At 57.4% G+C, this 16,622-nt stretch carries 18 protein-coding genes; 4 read left to right on the top strand and 14 right to left on the bottom strand.

The window, feature by feature from the left end:
- Nucleotides 1-7: 7 nt before the first annotated feature.
- Nucleotides 8-1,093 carry an ABC transporter ATP-binding protein gene (locus ACN0SW_RS09070; protein WP_417727597.1) on the bottom strand — a complete coding sequence of 362 codons (1,086 nt, stop codon included), beginning with the start codon at nt 1,091-1,093 and terminating at the stop codon, nt 8-10.
- Nucleotides 1,094-1,251: 158 nt separating this feature from the next.
- Between ACN0SW_RS09070 and ACN0SW_RS09065 the strand changes: the two genes are divergently transcribed.
- Complete coding sequence (locus tag ACN0SW_RS09065; RefSeq protein WP_417727596.1) at nt 1,252-1,725, top strand: DUF2059 domain-containing protein; 474 nt, start codon at nt 1,252-1,254, stop codon at nt 1,723-1,725.
- A gap of 158 nt (nt 1,726-1,883) precedes the next feature.
- Here the strand turns inward: ACN0SW_RS09065 and fabZ are convergent, their stop codons facing one another.
- The 5 genes from fabZ to ACN0SW_RS09040 form a co-directional block, all read right to left on the bottom strand.
- On the bottom strand, nt 1,884-2,348 hold the full coding sequence (fabZ, locus tag ACN0SW_RS09060; RefSeq protein WP_417727595.1) for a 3-hydroxyacyl-ACP dehydratase FabZ: 465 nt from the start codon (nt 2,346-2,348) through the stop codon (nt 1,884-1,886).
- Nucleotides 2,349-2,422: 74 nt separating this feature from the next.
- On the bottom strand, nt 2,423-3,031 hold the full coding sequence (locus ACN0SW_RS09055; protein WP_417727594.1) for an OmpH family outer membrane protein: 609 nt from the start codon (nt 3,029-3,031) through the stop codon (nt 2,423-2,425).
- A gap of 2 nt (nt 3,032-3,033) precedes the next feature.
- Nucleotides 3,034-5,364, bottom strand: coding sequence for an outer membrane protein assembly factor BamA (gene bamA / locus ACN0SW_RS09050; RefSeq protein WP_417727593.1), 2,331 nt, complete (start codon nt 5,362-5,364; stop codon nt 3,034-3,036).
- Nucleotides 5,365-5,459: 95 nt separating this feature from the next.
- Nucleotides 5,460-5,585, bottom strand: coding sequence for a hypothetical protein (locus ACN0SW_RS09045; protein WP_417727592.1), 126 nt, complete (start codon nt 5,583-5,585; stop codon nt 5,460-5,462).
- A gap of 115 nt (nt 5,586-5,700) precedes the next feature.
- Nucleotides 5,701-6,849 (bottom strand): pyridoxal phosphate-dependent aminotransferase, encoded by a 1,149-nt coding sequence (locus ACN0SW_RS09040; protein ID WP_417727591.1) that lies wholly within the window; start codon nt 6,847-6,849, stop codon nt 5,701-5,703.
- A 62-nt stretch (nt 6,850-6,911) separates the two neighbouring features.
- Between ACN0SW_RS09040 and ACN0SW_RS09035 the strand changes: the two genes are divergently transcribed.
- From ACN0SW_RS09035 to ACN0SW_RS09025, 3 genes are read left to right on the top strand one after another with little or no spacing between them, the layout of a single operon-like run.
- Complete coding sequence (locus ACN0SW_RS09035; RefSeq protein WP_417727590.1) at nt 6,912-8,240, top strand: M48 family metalloprotease; 1,329 nt, start codon at nt 6,912-6,914, stop codon at nt 8,238-8,240.
- Nucleotides 8,237-9,001, top strand: a complete 765-nt coding sequence (locus ACN0SW_RS09030; protein ID WP_417727589.1) for a DsbA family protein — start codon at nt 8,237-8,239, stop codon at nt 8,999-9,001. The genes ACN0SW_RS09035 and ACN0SW_RS09030 overlap by 4 nt, the downstream gene beginning before the upstream one ends.
- Nucleotides 9,002-9,048: 47 nt before the next feature.
- Nucleotides 9,049-9,540, top strand: coding sequence for a hypothetical protein (locus ACN0SW_RS09025; RefSeq protein ID WP_417727588.1), 492 nt, complete (start codon nt 9,049-9,051; stop codon nt 9,538-9,540).
- A gap of 35 nt (nt 9,541-9,575) precedes the next feature.
- Here the strand turns inward: ACN0SW_RS09025 and nuoN are convergent, their stop codons facing one another.
- Genes nuoN through nuoI form a run of 8 tightly spaced genes read right to left on the bottom strand, consistent with a single transcriptional unit; the run spans nt 9,576 to nt 16,619 of the window.
- Nucleotides 9,576-11,009 (bottom strand): NADH-quinone oxidoreductase subunit NuoN, encoded by a 1,434-nt coding sequence (gene nuoN, locus ACN0SW_RS09020; protein ID WP_417727587.1) that lies wholly within the window; start codon nt 11,007-11,009, stop codon nt 9,576-9,578.
- A gap of 17 nt (nt 11,010-11,026) precedes the next feature.
- On the bottom strand, nt 11,027-12,574 hold the full coding sequence (locus tag ACN0SW_RS09015) for an NADH-quinone oxidoreductase subunit M (protein ID WP_417727586.1): 1,548 nt from the start codon (nt 12,572-12,574) through the stop codon (nt 11,027-11,029).
- Nucleotides 12,574-14,661: an NADH-quinone oxidoreductase subunit L gene (nuoL, locus tag ACN0SW_RS09010; RefSeq protein WP_417727585.1), complete on the bottom strand. Its 2,088-nt coding sequence runs from the start codon at nt 14,659-14,661 to the stop codon at nt 12,574-12,576. The genes ACN0SW_RS09015 and nuoL overlap by 1 nt, the downstream gene beginning before the upstream one ends.
- A gap of 4 nt (nt 14,662-14,665) precedes the next feature.
- Nucleotides 14,666-14,971 carry an NADH-quinone oxidoreductase subunit NuoK gene (gene nuoK / locus ACN0SW_RS09005; RefSeq protein WP_417727584.1) on the bottom strand — a complete coding sequence of 102 codons (306 nt, stop codon included), beginning with the start codon at nt 14,969-14,971 and terminating at the stop codon, nt 14,666-14,668.
- Between the two features lie 4 nt (nt 14,972-14,975).
- Entirely contained in the window at nt 14,976-15,110 is a 135-nt protein-coding gene (locus ACN0SW_RS09000; protein WP_417727583.1) for a hypothetical protein, read from the bottom strand.
- The gene (locus tag ACN0SW_RS08995) at nt 15,110-15,718 is read right to left on the bottom strand and encodes an NADH-quinone oxidoreductase subunit J (protein ID WP_417727582.1); all 609 of its coding nucleotides are present in this window, start codon (nt 15,716-15,718) and stop codon (nt 15,110-15,112) included. The genes ACN0SW_RS09000 and ACN0SW_RS08995 overlap by 1 nt, the downstream gene beginning before the upstream one ends.
- Nucleotides 15,715-16,128, bottom strand: a complete 414-nt coding sequence (locus ACN0SW_RS08990) for a carboxymuconolactone decarboxylase family protein (RefSeq protein WP_417727581.1) — start codon at nt 16,126-16,128, stop codon at nt 15,715-15,717. Before ACN0SW_RS08990 ends, ACN0SW_RS08995 begins: the two co-directional genes overlap by 4 nt.
- On the bottom strand, nt 16,125-16,619 hold the full coding sequence (gene nuoI / locus ACN0SW_RS08985; RefSeq protein WP_417727580.1) for an NADH-quinone oxidoreductase subunit NuoI: 495 nt from the start codon (nt 16,617-16,619) through the stop codon (nt 16,125-16,127). Before nuoI ends, ACN0SW_RS08990 begins: the two co-directional genes overlap by 4 nt.
- Nucleotides 16,620-16,622: the final 3 nt, after the last annotated feature.

Below are 16,622 nucleotides of genomic sequence, written 5' to 3'. Positions count from 1 at the left end.
GCGCGCGTCAACTCTTGACTGGAAAGAGGAAACACCGATCGCGCCGGATCATCAGCCAAAGAGACTTGCCCGGCTGGGGCAGGAACACATTGGGCACCGTCGCCTTGAGCAACGATCCGTCGTGATCCATTCGGAATTCCACAAGGCTCTCTGACCCCATAAACCGCGCGCGCTCTACGACACCGCGCGCGGGCGTGCCATCCTGAGGTGTCGGGTTCGGGCCGCGCCCCTGACGATCAAAGTCGATCTTGATGTGCTGCGGGCGAATAACGATTTCGACCTCGCTGCCTTCATAGGCACCGGGGGCTAAAAACTGACCAAAGGGGGTATCGACCAGCGAGCCTCGCACCCGGCCCCGGATCACGTTGACCTCAGAGAAAAACGCCATGGCGCTTCGATCCACAGGGGCATTGTAGACATTGTAAGGCGCGCCCTGCTGCACAATCTGTCCATTGCGCATAAGGGCTATCTCATCGGCCATGCGCATCGCTTCTTCCGGTTCATGCGTGACCAAGAGAACGGCTGTGTCCTGTTCGCGCAAAATATCCAGCGTCTCGTCGCGAATGCCATCGCGCAAACGATTGTCGAGCCCGGAAAAAGGCTCATCCATCAACATGATGCCAGGTCGCGGAGCCAGAGCGCGCGCAAGCGCCACGCGCTGTTGTTCCCCCCCCGAAAGCTCGTGTGGGTAGGCATTGAGATAGCGTGCCAGTCCCACTCGGTTCAGTAGTTCGCCAACGCGGGCCATCTTGGCGGATTTATCACCGCTAAGGCCAAAACCCACGTTCTGCGCAACGCTGAGATGAGGAAAGAGAGCGAAGTCCTGAAACATCAGGCCAATATGCCGCCGCTCGGGCGGCACGCGAAACACTGTGTTGCAAACCAGATTGCCATCGACCCAGATTTCACCCGAATCCTGCATCTCGACCCCGGCGATCATGCGCAGCGTCGTCGATTTGCCACAGCCCGATGGCCCGAGCAAACAGGTCACCTGCCCCGGCATAACACGCAACGAGACGTCGTTGACTACAAGCCGCCCGTCATACCGCCGCGTCAGATTCTTGATTTCAAGCCGGGGGATTGGGGTCTGCAACGGGGCCTCGCGTTCTTTCCGATTAAATCTATCGGATTTTGTTCAATGGAAATATCAACCTCATGCGCACCATGCAAGCCATATGGGCTGCGGCCCGTTGACAGGTCCGGGAAGAGGTGTTTGTGTGGCCCCGATTTTACATCATTGGAGTTTGTCCCATGCGGTTTTTGACCGGTGCCTTTTTTGCTCTCTGCCTTGCACTCCCTGCTCATGCCCAAGATGATCGCGACGCCCGCGTCGCTGTGGCCAAGGACTATGTTGCGGCCACAATGCGCGACATGGATATTCAGGAGTTCATTCGCCAACTCTGGCAGCCGATGGTGCAACAGATGGCCGCGACCCGTCAGCCGATGTCACCGGAACAAATCAGCGCAATCGAAACGCTGTTCTCTGATCATCTGACGCAACCACTTACCGATGTGATGCTCCAGCAAGATGAAATCATGGCCGATATCATGACGCTCGATGAACTGACGGCGCTGCGCGATTTCTACACCTCAGAGCATGGCGGTTCCGTGATGCGCAAGATGCCGCAACTGGCGCAGATCCAGCAGCCGATGATTTCTGCTGTTCTCCAAAAGGCGATGCCGGAAATGATGCCCAAGATCGAGGCGATCACAGCCCCGGACTAAGTCAGAGCTCGCCCCGCATTAGAATCAGAGCCGGGTGAATACACCCGTTGGGGTTCGACAGAGCATCTGCCCGTGGCTGGCGCCAACGTCAGGCACGGGCCCATGTGACATCCGAGCTATCCTGAATTACCGCAGGACAGCGGATCTCTGGCAAGGCGTCACTCCTTCGGTAAATCCATCATCGCAGTAAATTCAGCCTCGGCGGCCAACTCGCCCTCGACTTCGGCAACTCCCGCGAACTTCCAGACCTTACCACCGGGTTTTCCCCGCGTTGTGCGCAGTTTCATTTCCAGCACATCGCCGGGTACCACCATGCGCCGAAACTTGGCGCTGTCGATGGCCATGAAATAGACCAACAAGTTGCGATCCTGCATGTTCAGAGCCGTGCCGACCATAACAGCGGCAGTCTGCGCCATCGCCTCGATGATCGTCACGCCGGGCATGATTGGTTTGCCTGGGAAATGGCCCTGAAAATGCGGCTCGTTCATTGTCACGTTTTTAATACCACGCGCCGATTGATAGCTGTCGATGTCGACCACCTTATCAACCAGCAAAAACGGGTATCGATGCGGGATAAGCCGCTGAATCAGGTGGATGTCCGCAGATTTGAGAGGCTCTGTCATGGAATGTCCTTTCGCGTAGCACCATGGGTGCCCCTAGCAAGCCGAATGGCACGGGGCAATATCACTTGAGCGGCCTATTCTACAGGCTCCTGTTGGGTCTTGGGGTCCTGCCCCGGCTGGGTATCCGATGTATCCTGCGCCTGGGGCCCGGCGCCAATACGTTCGTTGATTCGCGCCACAGCAACATCGGTGATATCGGCTGCGCCTGCATGCAGCAAAACGGCGCGCGCATCTATCATCACCATCGCATCAGCCTCTTGCAGCAGTTCAGCCAAAACTGGCTGAACAACTCTCATAAACTGAATTGGCACCAATTCGCGCCGACGTTCAAGATCACGGGACATCCGCTCGCTTTCCAAGCGCAATTCCTCGACCTTTTGATCAAAGGCATCCGCAAGCACACGAAACCCAGACGGAGCGGTTGTGGCCCGCAAACCGGTCAGCTTCTTCTCTTCGGCCTCCAGCTCCATCGCAATCCGCTCATTATGCGCAATCAGACGGTCGCGCTCGGCCTGAATCTCGACCTGCAGACGTTGACCATAGTCGGATTCGATCAGCATCCGCTCGGGATCAATCACCAGAACATCGCTCTGGATCACACCCATTTGCTGCGCCTTCAGGGGGCCATGCGCGCCGAAGGTCATCGCCACGACCAGCCCAGCCATAGCAAGGGCAGTCCGCATGATCAGAATTCCGTTCGAACCGTCAGATCAAACTGCTGCTCGATATCGCCGGGTTCCTTTTTGAGGGCGTTCGAGAAGTTCATCCGGATCGGGCCAAAGGGCGAGGACCAGAAGACTGAAAATCCGACAACATGCCGTGCCTTGAACCCGGTTGATGCCAACGTGCCTGTGGCTGACCCGCGGTTTCCAATGCCCCAGATAGAGCCGATATCATAAAACGCGCCACCGGTGATGCCGTATTCTTCGGGCAGCCCTAAGGGGAATTCAGCTTCCAACTTAAGGGCTGCAAAATAATCACCGCCCAACAGTTCGTCGCCCTCTACCGGTCCAATACCGTTGGGCTCAAAGCCGCGAATGACCTGAGAGCCGAAGCGGTTAAGAAAGCGACTGCTCTGATTGCCAGAGAATTCAATCGCACCCCCCTCAAGGATGGCCCGCAGAGTGACATCCTCATTCAGCACCGTTGTTTGGCCGACGAACCGCGCTGTGGTCTTGACATAATCGTTGTCCCCGCCAAGGCCCGCAAACTCCTGACCGAAAGACAACAGGATCCCGGCATTGGGGTTAAGGCCCGTTTGGCGGGTGTCGTAAACGAAATCATACCCCAAAGCGCTGGTCCAGAGACCGCCTTGGTTGACCTCATTCTGGAGAATGCCAGACGTGCCCTGATAATCGGACATATCCTCATAGCTGGCATTATAGAATATCCCAAGGCGGGTGTTCTCGCCGGTGGGAAAGGTCAGACTGGGACGGAATGTACCGATTGCTGTGTCAAACAGGCTGTTGTCACTTTCAGTTTCCTGAAACGCAAAGTCGAGTCCAAAGGCCACATCACGACCCAGAAACGCCGGCTCTACGAACCCGAGGTTATAGTTGATCGTGTCCCCCGTCGCCAGAATCTGCGCGGTCAGTTGCTGACCCCGTCCAATAAAATTGCGCTCGGAGAATCCCAATGAAATACCAAGACCAGAGTTGGTGGAGAAGCTGGCACCCACGGAAACCGTGCCGGTGGTGGTCTCTTCTACATCGGTCTCAATCACCACCTGATCAGGGCGCGAACCCTCGCGGGCATTCACGTCTACGTCCTTGAAGTAGCCCAACGCCCGTATCCGGTCAGCCGCCTGACGAATCGAGCGCGGATTGAACGGATCGCCTTCCGCCTGATCGAACTGACGACGGATCACCCTATCCAGCGTCGTCGTGTTGCCCTCGATGTCGATACGCTCGACAAATACGCGGGGGCCGCGCTGAAGCACGAATTCGACATCAAGGGTCAGATCCCGGTCATTGCGAGTGATCCGAGGCGAGACCCGCATAAAGTCCACGCCATTCTTGATCGCAAGGCGTTCCATACGCGCGATCGAATTTTCAACCAGTGTCGGAGAATAAACCACCCCCGGCTTGATCTTGAGAGTATCGTGATACGTTTCGGACTCGACCCCGTTCATCTCGCTGACCGTGGTTATCTGCCCGAATCTGAACTGCTGCCCCTCTTGGACATTGAAGGTTACGAAATAAGCATCCCGCTCACGCGCCAATTCGGCATTGGTGCCTGTCACCCGGAAATCCACAAAACCGCGCGAATTGTAGAAATCGGTCAGAACCTGACGGTCGAAATTGACCCTGTCCTCGACAAAGGTGTCGCGTTCGATCAGGGCTCGTAGAATGCCGGTCTGTTTACTCTCGACCACGCGACGCAGACGGGTATCGGAAAAGGCCCGGTTGCCCACAAAGCCGATACGCTGCACCTCAATCTTGCGGCCTTCAAAAATCTCAAAGACCAAATCAACCCTGTTGTCACTCCGGCGGATCACCTTGGGCGTTACGCGTGCCGCAATCCGGCCATTCTGGCTATATGCCTCGGAAATTGTACCTGCATCGCGCTCGGCCTGAGTGGGGCTGAAAACCTGACGCGACTTGCTCTGGATGAACCCGGCAAGATCCTCATCCTTGATCTTGTCATTCCCCTCAAAGGCGATCTGATTGATCGTCGGGAATTCTGTGACACGGATCAGAAGATTACTGCCCTGCGGAACAAGTTCGACGTCTTCAAAAAGACCTGAGGCAAGGATTTTCTGGTAGGCATCGTTCAGTTCCCCGGCCGAGACGGTCTCATTGCGGGCGATCCCAGCATAAGACAGAATCGTCCCGGTCTCGATACGTTGATTGCCTTCGATGGCGACGGTGGAAAATCTGTAGGATTGCGCCTCTGCCTGGTGTCCCGCTCCGAACAGGGTTATCGCCACAATAAGTGCGAGCAGAACACTCGCGCTTGTGCGCACCGCAAGAAAAATTTTGCCGCCCTGCCGCCGGCTAACGTCGCGATTATTCATTGCTCAAACCCAGTCAGACATCCCATTGTCGATGTCAGTAACCCGTCTGTCTGGCCTTGTCAAAACGCGAGTGGCTGGAGGTGGAACCGCAGGTCTCAGAGGGTGCCGAAATACCCACCGGCAAGAAGCGCTACCGCAAGGGTCAAGAGATAGAGCAGCAGATCCGCATTGACATGAAGCAGCACGCTGGCCCCCCGATATCCGTCTTTGAGCTGTTGCATATCATTCCCCTCCTGCAAAAGTTTAACGCCTGCAAACATGCCATTCGGTTCCGGCGAGATAAGGACTGGAATGTGGCGAAACTCTGACAGCGGAGTTAAATCGGTCTGCAAAGCGTCAAGTTTGACGCTCTTCCATGAAGCGGCGCAGCCGCGCCAGTCCCTCTTCTATATCTGCCGTCGCGCGGGCATAAGAAAACCGCAATGTGCCCGCGCCGCGAACGGGATCAAAATCCAGCCCTGGTGTCACAGCCACACCGACCTTCTCCAATATCTCGGCGGCAAAGGCGCGGCTGTCCTCAGTCAGATGGCTGACATCGGCATAGACATAGAACGCCCCGTCAGGCGGTGCGATGCGGTCAAACCCTGCTCTTGGCAGCCCTTCAAGCATCAAAGCACGGTTGCGGCGGTAAACCGCCATATTGGCCTCGAGTTCCTCGTGGCAATCCATCGCTGCAAGAGCAGCTACCTGACTGGCATGTGGAGGACAGATAAACAGATTCTGCGCCAAGCGTTCGACCACGCGCACATGATCCTCCGGGACCACCATCCAGCCGATCCGCCACCCGGTCATGGAAAAATACTTGGAAAAGGAATTTATGACATAACAGTCATCGGTAACTTCCAGCGCGGATACGGCACGACGATCATATTCGATCCCGTGATAGATCTCATCGCTGATAAAGGACGCGCCCTGCCCCTGTGTGGCCTCGATCAGCCCGCCAAGGGCTGCACGGTCGAGCATGGTGCCCGAAGGATTCGCCGGACTCGCCACCAAGAGCCCACTCAGGGCACGCCCCGCAAGATCGTCCGGCACAGGTTGCAGGCGGTTTTCCGCCGCCGTCTCGATGTCCACCGGCACAAGATCGAGCGCCCGCAGGATTTGCCGGTAGCTGGGATAACCAGGCGCGCCGATTCCCACCCGGTCCCCCGCGTCAAAGAGCGCCGTGAACGCCAGAATGAATGCCCCCGACGATCCCGATGTGATCACCACCCGGTCCGGGCTCACGTCAACATTATACCATTCACCATATAATCGCGCGATGCGTGCGCGCAGCTCTGGCAGGCCGAGCGTCACAGTATACCCCAAAGGCTCGCGCGCCATCGTTTCGGCCAGAACCTCACGTGCGCCATGTGGTGCGGGCGTGCCGGGTTGACCAACCTCCATATGAATAATGTGCCGCCCCTCCGCCTCGGCACGGCGTGCAGCCTCCATCACATCCATCACGATAAACGGATCGACCTGCGACCGGGTTGAGTTCCGCATCGGTTTTCTCCTAGAATGACATCACGTGCGACCCGTCTCACTGGAAAAGGCCGCCAAGGTCAATGCCGCTTCTCCGTCTTACCGCGCTATCGCTCCTGCTTAGCCTGACGCTGGTCTTGCCCGCTCGGGCCGTCACCTTGCTGCGCGATCCCGATATTGAATATGCGCTGCGCAATCTTGCCACGCCGGTCCTGCAAGCAGCAGGTCTAAGCCCCGCCCGGGTTGATATTCTCTTGATCGACGACTCGAACTTGAATGCGTTTGTGATCGACTCGGACACCATCTTTATTCATTCCGGCCTGCTGCTGCGGATGGAAACTCCTGCGATGCTGCAATCGGTCATTGCCCATGAGGCGGCGCATATTGCCAATGGTCACCTGATGCGGCGCCCAATTAACGCCCGCAACGCACGAACAGCCGCCGCGCTCGGCACCGCGCTGGCGGCAGCGGCAGGCGCCGCAACCGGCAATGGTCAATTTGCGGTTGGTGCCGCGGCTGGTCTGCAAGGAGCCGCGATACGCAGCTTTTTTTCGCACACGAGGGCCGAGGAAAACGCGGCTGATGCCAGCGGCCTGCGATTTCTTGCAGTTGCAGGCATAGATTTGCGTGGCGCAGTGCAAGTGATGGAACTCTTCCGGGGCCAAGAAGCGCTGTCCCTCGGCCGTCAGGATGCCTATGCCCGCACGCACCCTCTCTCGCGTGATCGTTTTCGGCGCATCAGCCAATTGGCCGAGGCGCAATCCACGGCCGTCCCCCCTGATCCCGAGGCCATGTATTGGTTCGCCCGCGCCAAGAGCAAGCTCTCGGCCTTTCAACGCTCTCCTAAATGGACGCTGACGCGGGCGGGCGAATATGCCTATGAGGACGTCAGGCTGATGCGGCAGGCGATTGCCTATCACCGGCAAACGGATCTGCGGCGGGCGCTCGCGGCCATTGACGGGGCAGTCGCACGGCGTCCCGACGACCCCTATCTGCACGAATTGCGCGGTCAGATTCTGATGGAAAGCCGCCAGATCAAGCCAGCTGTGGCCGCTTATGCACGGGCGGCCAATCTTGCACCGCGCAATGCGCTGATCCTTGGATCTTATGGTCGGGCGCTCTTGGCCGATGGTCAGGTGCAAAAGGCGGCGCAGTTTCTGGAAACGGCAAGGGCGCGCGATGGCCGTGACCCACGAATTCTCAGGGATCTGGCACAGGCCAACGCCAAGCTGGGTAACAATGGAATGGCCTCAGTTTTGACCGCAGAGCGTTATGCGATGGCAGGACAATTGAAAGATGCTAAAGTGCACGCAGAGCGCGCATCCGCCCTCTTGCCGCGCGGCTCTGCCGCATGGCAAAGGGCACAAGATGTTCTCTTTGCCGCCGAAGCCGAAGAAAAACGGAGAAAATGATCCTGATGCTACGTCCGATTCTGTCCGCCGCAAGTTTTAGCCTTTGCTTTGCTCTGGCACAGCCCGCCTCGGCACTCGACCTTGAACGCTTGAGCGAAACGGATCGCGCGCTTTTGCGTGCAGAAATTCGTGCGTATCTGCTCGAAAATCCAGAAGTGATTATGGAAGCGGTCGCAGTTTTGGAACAACGCGAAGCGCAAGGACAGGCGCAGGCCGATAGCGATCTGGTCAAGGTCAATGCCGAGGCTCTGTTCAACGATCCAAACTCTTGGGTCGGGGGGAATCCAGAGGGCGATCTGACGCTGGTGGAATTCATGGATTACCGGTGCGGCTATTGCCGTCGCGCGTTTGACGATATCAAGGGTCTCTTGGCGGCAGATGGAAACATCCGGTTTATCATCAAGGAGTTTCCGATCCTTGGCGAGGAATCACTGCTGGCATCACGCTTTGCGATTGCAACCCGGCAGGTGGCCGGAGATGAGGCCTATAAAACGGTGCATGACGCATTGATGAGTTATAGCGGCACGATGAATGAAACCGGATTTACCCGTTTGGCGGATACGCTAGGATTGGATGCGACCAAAATCGTTGCCGAAATGAACAGCGATGCCGTCACGCAGGTGATTGCAGCCAACCATGCGCTCGGTCAGCGGATGAAAATCACCGGCACACCGTCATTTGTGATGGGTGATCAGATGCTGCGCGGTTATCTGCCTCAGGATGCCATGCAGGAGATCGCCAACGAGATCCGCACCCAATAACCGTGCGTCGTGCTTTGATTTGGGCGATCCTTCTACAGGGGGTCGCCATGCCTGCATGTGCCGAGCAAACGCCGATGCAATCGCGTAGCGTGCTTGGCGAAGCAATACGGGCGGTTTTGATCGACACGCCGACTGTGTTCGACACTCTTCGAGAACCGGCCACTCCTCTGACTGCCGACCTCTACCAAGAGGATGCCGCGCGAGATCTGAGCATGCTTGAGCGCGCGGCTGATCGGTTGTTCGCGCCCAACCTGCCCGGATTCGGGATCACAGGCGCGACTGCTGCGATTGCATTTTTCACCCGGGATGATTGTAGTGATTGTGCCACGACTGAGGCTGATCTGCGGGTCTTGGCCACGCGGCTTGGTGTCAGGGTCAGCCGCTTTGACATCACCGAGGATGCGGCACTCGCAGCTGAGCTTGGGCTTGATATGGCGCCCTCATATGTCTTGCCCGATATGCTCTTGCGCGGAGCTATGCCCTCAATCGTGCTTGAAAAATATCTGACCCGGTCGTTTACCGCAAAAGACGCGCCATGATGGCGCGTCTTTGTAACATTTCAGGCGATTAGGGTTCAGTTCACCAGCGTAGCGGCCGCGGCCTGTGCGATAGCTTCAACCCCGAACATGTTGGCAATACCCAAGAGCATCACCGCTGCCGAGGCCATCAAGAAGGCCCATTGCACTGGCGAGCGGTCGGTTTCAACGCCGCCCCCCTCTTCTCCGAAATACATGTAGAATACGATCCGGAGATAGTAGAACGCCCCGATCACAGAGGCGACCACCCCTGCAATCGCAAGCCACGCGAGACCGCCTTCATAGGCCGCGCGCAAGACGTAGAGTTTGCCGAAAAAGCCCAGTAGCGGCGGCACCCCTGCGAGGCTGAACAGAAGGATCAGCATGGCAAGTGCCCGGCCCGGTTCGGCCTTGGAATACATGGCAAGGCTGCGGATATCGGTAACCGGATGCCCATCCCGTTCCATCGACAGAATGAAGGCGAAGGTCCCCACGTTCATCGTGACGTAGATTGCCATGTAGATCAGCATCGCCTGCACCCCAAACACGGTGCCCGCCGCCAATCCCATCAGCGCATAGCCCATATGGGCAATAGAAGAATAGGCCATCAGCCGCTTGATGTCGGTTTGTCCGATGGCTGCAACCGCACCAAGGAACATCGACAAAAGCGACAAAAGCGCCAGGACCTGCTGCCAGTCGGCAACCACACCGCCGAACGCATCATGGACGACGCGGGCAAAGAGCCCCATCGCCGCCATTTTGGGGGCTGTGGCAAAAAACGCGGTGATTGGCGTGGGGGCGCCCTCATAAACATCGGGCGTCCACATATGGAACGGCACGGCCGAGATCTTGAACGCGAGACCAGAAATCACAAGCACCAGACCGATCAACAGGCCAACCGGGGCTTGCCCGTCTGCCGCCGCGATAATTCCAGAGAAAAGCGTGGTTCCCGCATAGCCATAGGTCAGCGAGGCGCCGTAAAGCAAAAGACCGGAACTCAGCGCGCCCAGAACGAAATACTTAAGACCCGCCTCGGTCGATTTGGCGCTGTCCCGCCGCAAGGAGGCGACAACATAAAGCGCCAGAGATTGCAGCTCGAGCCCCATGTAAAGCGCCATGAGATCCCCGGCGCTGACCATGACCATCATGCCAACGACGGCAAGCGCGACCAAGAGCGGATATTCAAACCGCAGGATATCACGCCGCGACATGTAATCTTGACCCAGAACCAGCACGGCGCCCGCTGAGAGCAGGATCGTCACCTTGGCAAAGCGGGCAAAGCCATCATCATTGAACATGCCGCCAAAAGCGGTGCGTGTCCCGGTCCCCGAGGCCCCGATCCAGATCGCAAGGAGGACGAACAGCCCCGCCGTGGCCCAGACCAGCATGCCAGCCATCCGGTCCTTGCCGGTATAGGCAACCACCAACAAAGCAACCAATGCATATACCGAGAGCACAATCTCTGGCAGGATTATAGATAGATCAGCCTGCATATCTCAGCGCCTCCGGTTCAATGCGAGGTTTCGGCGACTTGGGTCGTGGCTTGCGCCACGGCCTGTGCCGTCTCAACGTTGGAAATCAGCGCCTCAACCGAGGGGCCGGTGATATCTGTCACAAGCCGGGGATAAACCCCAAGCAGGAGCGTCATCACCACCAGCGGTGCGAAAATCGCCCGCTCGCGTTTGTTCATGTCGGTAATCGTGCGCAGGCTCTCTTTGATCAGGTCGCCAAACACAACCCGGCGATAGAGCCAGAGCGCATAGGCCGCCGAGAGGATCACGCCCGTCGTGGCCACGGCCGCCACCCAGGTGTTGACCTGAAACACCCCCACCAGCGTCAGGAATTCCCCAACAAACCCAGAAGTGCCCGGCAGGCCGACATTGGCCATGGTGAAGAACATGAAGATCAGCGCATAGGCGGGCATGCGATTGACAAGCCCCCCGTAGGCGTCAATCTCGCGGGTGTGCATCCGGTCATAGATCACGCCCACGCACAAAAAGAGTGCGCCCGAGATAAATCCGTGGCTGACCATCTGGAAGATCGCCCCATCCACGCCCTGTTGATTGGCCGCGAAGATGCCCATGGTCACATATCCCATATGAGCGACCGACGAATAGGCAATCAGCTTTTTCATATCTTCTTGGGCAAGTGCGACAAGCGAGGTGTAGACAATGGCAATGGCCGACATCCAAAGCACCAGCGGCGTCAGCACCTCGGTTCCAACCGGGAACATCGGCAAGCTGAATCGCAGAAAACCGTAACCACCCATTTTGAGCAAGATCGCCGCCAGCACCACAGAACCTGCCGTGGGGGCCTGAACGTGGGCATCGGGCAACCAAGTGTGAACCGGCCACATCGGCATCTTGACCGCAAAGCTGGCAAAGAACGCGAGGAACATCAGCGTCTGCATCCCGCCGATCACATGGATACCAAGGATCGAGAAGGTCTCGCTCTCGAATTCATGTTTGAGCAGGGCCGCGATATCGGTGGTGCCCGCATCCGAGAACATCGCGACCATCGCCACCAGCATCAGCACAGAGCCAAGGAAGGTGTAGAGAAAGAACTTGAATGACGCATAGATCCGCGCCTTGCCGCCCCAGATGCCGATGATCAGGAACATCGGAATAAGCCCCGCCTCGAAGAACAGGTAGAACAGCACCAAGTCGAGCGCCATGAACACGCCCAGCATGAGCGTTTCCAAGAGCAGGAAGGCGATCATGTATTCCTTGACTCGGCTGGTCACGTTCCAAGAGGCTGCAATGGTCAGCGGCATGATGAAGGTCGTGAGCATCACGAAAAGAACGCTGATCCCGTCAACGCCCATCTTGTATTTCAAACCCAAGAGCCACTCGCGCTCTTCGACGAACTGAAACCCGGTGTTGGAAGGATCGAACTCAAACAGAATGAACAACGACACCACAAATGTCAGCGTTGTGGCGATAAGTGCCACCCATTTGGCATTTCGCTGTGCCGGCTCATCCTGTCCACGCAGGAAGATCGCAAGAATCGCCGCCGCAACCGCCGGGATAAAGGTCACAATGGAAAGCAGGTTGTCCATCAGTTGGCTCCCCCGAAGATCGTCATCCATGTCACCAGAACCGCAATTCCGATCACCATGGCAAAGGCATAGGTAAAGATGTAGCCGGATTGCGCGCGACCAGCGAGGCGGGTGAACCAAGGGATAAGCCCCATAGCTACACCATTGATCGACCCGTCAATTACGTCGCCGTCGCCCCGCTTCCACAGGAGTTTACCAAGCGCCTTGGCGGGCCGGACAAAGAGGAAGTCGTATATCTCGTCAAAATACCACTTGTTGAGCAGGAAGAGGTAAAGCGGGCGATTGGTCTCGGCCACTCTGCGCGGCATCGCGGGATCAAGAACATAGAACCAAAATGCCGTCAGGAACCCGATCAGCATCGCGACAAAGGGGCTGACTTTGACCCAAGTCGGGGCATGATGCGCATCGTCCATCACATGATTGTCGGGATGCATGAAAACAGCACCTTGAGGGGCCTCAGCTTGGGCGACGGCGGGGGCATGGCCCTCAGCCGTGGTTGTCTCGCTGTGATCGGCAGCGCCCTCGCTGCCATGCGCCTCGGACGCCTCGGCGTGAGTTGCCGCGATGCCAAAGAACTTGTTGACCGCGTCGTGGCTTCCAAAGAAGCTGTTGTACCAGATCATCCCGGCAAAGACCGCGCCAAGCGCCAGCACACCAAGCGGCACCAGCATCACCATCGGGCTTTCATGCGCGTGCTCATGGGTGTGCTTGTCACCGCGCGCCTCGCCAAAGAAGGTGAGGAACATCAAGCGCCAGCTGTAGAACGAGGTAAACAGCGCCGCGATCACCAGCATCCAGAAGGCATAGCCACCATTGGTGCCGGCCCATGCGCTTTCGATCACCGCGTCTTTCGACAGGAAGCCCGCAAAACCGATATGGGTCAGCGGAATGCCCACACCGGTAATGGCCAGCGTGCCGATCATCATCGCCCAGAACGTATAGGGCAGTTTCTTGCGCAGACCGCCATAGTTGCGCATGTCCTGCTCATGATGCATGCCGTGGATGACCGAACCCGCGCCAAGAAACAGCATCGCCTTAAAGAAGGCATGGGTGAAGAGGTGGAACATCGCCACCGAATAGACACCCATACCGGCAGCCACAAACATATAGCCCAACTGGCTACAGGTCGAATAGGCAATCACCCGTTTGATATCGTTCTGAACCAGACCCACGGTCGCCGCAAAGAACGCGGTGCTGGCACCAAGGAAGACGATCATCATCTTGGCCTCTGGCGCGTATTCCATCAACGGCGACATGCGACAGACAAGGAAAACGCCCGCCGTCACCATGGTTGCCGCGTGAATGAGGGCTGACACAGGTGTCGGACCTTCCATCGCGTCGGGCAGCCATGTGTGCAGGAAAAGCTGGGCTGATTTGCCCATCGCCCCGATGAAGAGCAGAACCGCAATCAGGTTCGCCGCGTTCCATTCAGACCAAAGGAATGTGAGTTGGGTTTCCGCCAACTGCGGTCCGGCGGCAAAGATATCGTCGAACTTGATACTGTCGGTCAGGAAATAAAGCGCCATGATCCCAAGCGCAAACCCGAAATCGCCCACCCGGTTGACCACGAACGCCTTGATCGCAGCGGCATTGGCCGACGGTTTACGATAGTAAAAACCGATCAGCAGATACGAGGCAACGCCCACACCTTCCCAGCCAAAGAACATTTGCAGCAGGTTGTCCGACGTCACCAGCATCAGCATCGCAAAGGTGAAGAACGACAGATAGGCAAAGAACCGTGGCCGATAGCTCTCGTTGTCACGGAAATTCTCATCATGCGCCATGTAGCCCATGGAATAGAGATGCACGAGCGCCGACACCGTGGTGATCACAATCAGCATAACCGCGGTCAGCCGGTCCAGCCGAATGGCCCACGCCGTATCCAGCGTGCCCGACTGTACCCAATCGAGGACATGAACCTGATGCATGACACCGTCATGACCAAGGAAAACAACCCAGCTGAGAAGGCAGGACAAGAACAACAGGCCTGTGGTCAGCCATTGCGCGCCCTTGTCGCCAAGGATGCGCCAGCCAAAACCCGCGAGGAGCGCACCGATGAGAGGCGCGAAGAGGAGGATGGTTTCCATGGCTTCAGCCTTTCATCACGTTGACGTCTTCCACGGCGATGGTGCCGCGGTTACGGAAGAAACAGACCAGAATGGCAAGGCCAATCGCAGCCTCAGCGGCGGCAACGGTCAGGACAAAGAGCGTAAAGACTTGTCCCACCAAATCGCCCAGAAAGGACGAGAACGCGACGAGGTTGATATTGACCGAAAGCAACATAAGTTCGATGGACATCAAGAGGATGATCACGTTCTTGCGGTTCAGAAAGAGGCCAAAGATACCAATGACAAAGAGCGCCCCCGCCACCGTCAGGTAATGTTCAATTCCGATCATCGTTTCACCCTCTGACCCTCAATTTTCTTTTTTTCACGACGCGCAGGGCGGTAAAACCCAGCAGCATTTTAAAGCCCCAAAGCGCGACCAAACCGGTCAGCCCAAGGGTTGAAACCATCTGATGCGCAATGTCAGCCATCACAGCCCCTGCCCCGGTTTCACGTCACGCAACTCCATTGCCTTGGCCGGATCGCGGTACATCTGTGCCAGCACATCCTGCCGCTTGACATCTGTCCGGTGCCGCAACGTGAGAACAATCGCACCGATCATCGCCACCAACAGGATCAGGCCTGCAAGCTGGAACAGAATGAAATAGCTGTCATAGAGCAAGAGACCCAAGGCGGCGGTATTCTCGACACCCTCAGGCGTCACTGAGCGGCGCGCGGCCTCGGCCCCATCAGCCATTTGCCAATTGCCAAAGGCCAGACCGAATTGCATCAGCAAGATCACTCCGATCAGCAAGGCCAGCGGCATATACTTCGCCATTTCCGCCTTCAACTCGGCAAAATCGACATCCAGCATCATCACCACAAACAGGAAGAGAACCGCAACCGCGCCCACATAGACGATGATCAAAAGCATCGCCACGAATTCCGCCCCCAAGAGCACAAAGAGCCCCGCCGCACTGATGAACGACAAGATCATCCAGAGCACCGAATGGACCGGGTTGCGGCTGATGACCGTGAACAGCCCCCCGATCAGCAGCGACACCGCGAAAAGATAAAAGGCCATGGCCGCAAACGTCATTTGTCTTTTCCTTCCTTATCGGCCTCGTCCAGAACCTCGCGGGCAAAATCCATCGCGCGGGTCATCGACGGGATACCGGCAAACATCGACATCTGCGCGATGGTCTCGGCGATCTCATCGCGGGTGGCCCCCGCTTCGAGCGCGTGACGCACGGTCATGCGGATCTGTGTGTCGCTCTGCGCACCCAGCATGGTCAGCCCAGCCAGAGTGATCAGCAGCCGCGTCTTGGCATCCAACCCGTCCTTGTTCAACCCCTTGCCAAAGCTCATTTCCATGAAGTCCTTGGGCATGGTCGGCCACAGTGTCTCGAACCCTTTTGGCGAAAAGGATTCAAGAGCCGGGTTCATCGCCTTGGCCATTTCCTGAGCCTGGCGCATCATCATCTCGAAGGGGTTGGTGGGATCGCTCATCTGTAAGGTGCATCCATCTCGAGGTTGCGGGCAATCTCGGCTTCCCAGCGGTCGCCGTTGGCGAGCAGTTTGGCCTTGTCGTAAAACAATTCTTCACGCGTTTCGGTCGCGAACTCGAAATTTGGCCCCTCGACAATGGCATCGACCGGGCAGGCCTCCTGACAGAAACCGCAATAGATGCATTTCGTCATGTCGATGTCATAGCGCGTGGTGCGGCGGCTGCCATCGTCGCGTGGCTCGGCGTCGATGGTGATGGCTTGCGCCGGGCAGATTGCCTCGCAGAGCTTGCAGGCAATGCAGCGTTCCTCGCCGTTGGGATAGCGGCGCAACGCATGCTCGCCCCGGAACCGCACCGAAAGCGGACCCTTTTCATGCGGATAGTTGAGCGTGGCCTTGGGCGCAAAGAAGTATTTCAACCCAAGTTTGAACCCCTTGATGAAGTCGCTCAGCAGGAAATACCCCGCCGCACGGCCGTAATCGATCTTGCTCATGGT

It is taken from the genome of Roseovarius sp., assembly GCF_048262375.1.
Lineage (GTDB): Bacteria > Pseudomonadota > Alphaproteobacteria > Rhodobacterales > Rhodobacteraceae > Roseovarius.
The sequence above is the reverse complement of the archived record's forward strand: the minus strand, read 5'-3'. Positions and strand labels throughout refer to the sequence as shown.

Bases quoted from the DNA above. Each gene is read 5' to 3' on its own strand.
- ACN0SW_RS09065 (WP_417727596.1), top strand. From the start codon at position 1,252: ATGCGGTTTTTGACCGGTGCCTTTTTTGCTCTCTGCCTTGCACTCCCT.
- fabZ (WP_417727595.1), bottom strand. From the start codon at position 2,348: ATGACAGAGCCTCTCAAATCTGCGGACATCCACCTGATTCAGCGGCTT.
- ACN0SW_RS09055 (WP_417727594.1), bottom strand. From the start codon at position 3,031: ATGCGGACTGCCCTTGCTATGGCTGGGCTGGTCGTGGCGATGACCTTC.
- bamA (WP_417727593.1), bottom strand. From the start codon at position 5,364: ATGAATAATCGCGACGTTAGCCGGCGGCAGGGCGGCAAAATTTTTCTT.
- ACN0SW_RS09045 (WP_417727592.1), bottom strand. From the start codon at position 5,585: ATGCAACAGCTCAAAGACGGATATCGGGGGGCCAGCGTGCTGCTTCAT.
- ACN0SW_RS09040 (WP_417727591.1), bottom strand. From the start codon at position 6,849: ATGCGGAACTCAACCCGGTCGCAGGTCGATCCGTTTATCGTGATGGAT.
- ACN0SW_RS09035 (WP_417727590.1), top strand. From the start codon at position 6,912: ATGCCGCTTCTCCGTCTTACCGCGCTATCGCTCCTGCTTAGCCTGACG.
- ACN0SW_RS09030 (WP_417727589.1), top strand. From the start codon at position 8,237: ATGATCCTGATGCTACGTCCGATTCTGTCCGCCGCAAGTTTTAGCCTT.
- ACN0SW_RS09025 (WP_417727588.1), top strand. From the start codon at position 9,049: ATGCCTGCATGTGCCGAGCAAACGCCGATGCAATCGCGTAGCGTGCTT.
- nuoN (WP_417727587.1), bottom strand. From the start codon at position 11,009: ATGCAGGCTGATCTATCTATAATCCTGCCAGAGATTGTGCTCTCGGTA.
- ACN0SW_RS09015 (WP_417727586.1), bottom strand. From the start codon at position 12,574: ATGGACAACCTGCTTTCCATTGTGACCTTTATCCCGGCGGTTGCGGCG.
- nuoL (WP_417727585.1), bottom strand. From the start codon at position 14,661: ATGGAAACCATCCTCCTCTTCGCGCCTCTCATCGGTGCGCTCCTCGCG.
- nuoK (WP_417727584.1), bottom strand. From the start codon at position 14,971: ATGATCGGAATTGAACATTACCTGACGGTGGCGGGGGCGCTCTTTGTC.
- ACN0SW_RS09000 (WP_417727583.1), bottom strand. From the start codon at position 15,110: ATGGCTGACATTGCGCATCAGATGGTTTCAACCCTTGGGCTGACCGGT.
- ACN0SW_RS08995 (WP_417727582.1), bottom strand. From the start codon at position 15,718: ATGACGTTTGCGGCCATGGCCTTTTATCTTTTCGCGGTGTCGCTGCTG.
- ACN0SW_RS08990 (WP_417727581.1), bottom strand. From the start codon at position 16,128: ATGAGCGATCCCACCAACCCCTTCGAGATGATGATGCGCCAGGCTCAG.
- nuoI (WP_417727580.1), bottom strand. From the start codon at position 16,619: ATGAGCAAGATCGATTACGGCCGTGCGGCGGGGTATTTCCTGCTGAGC.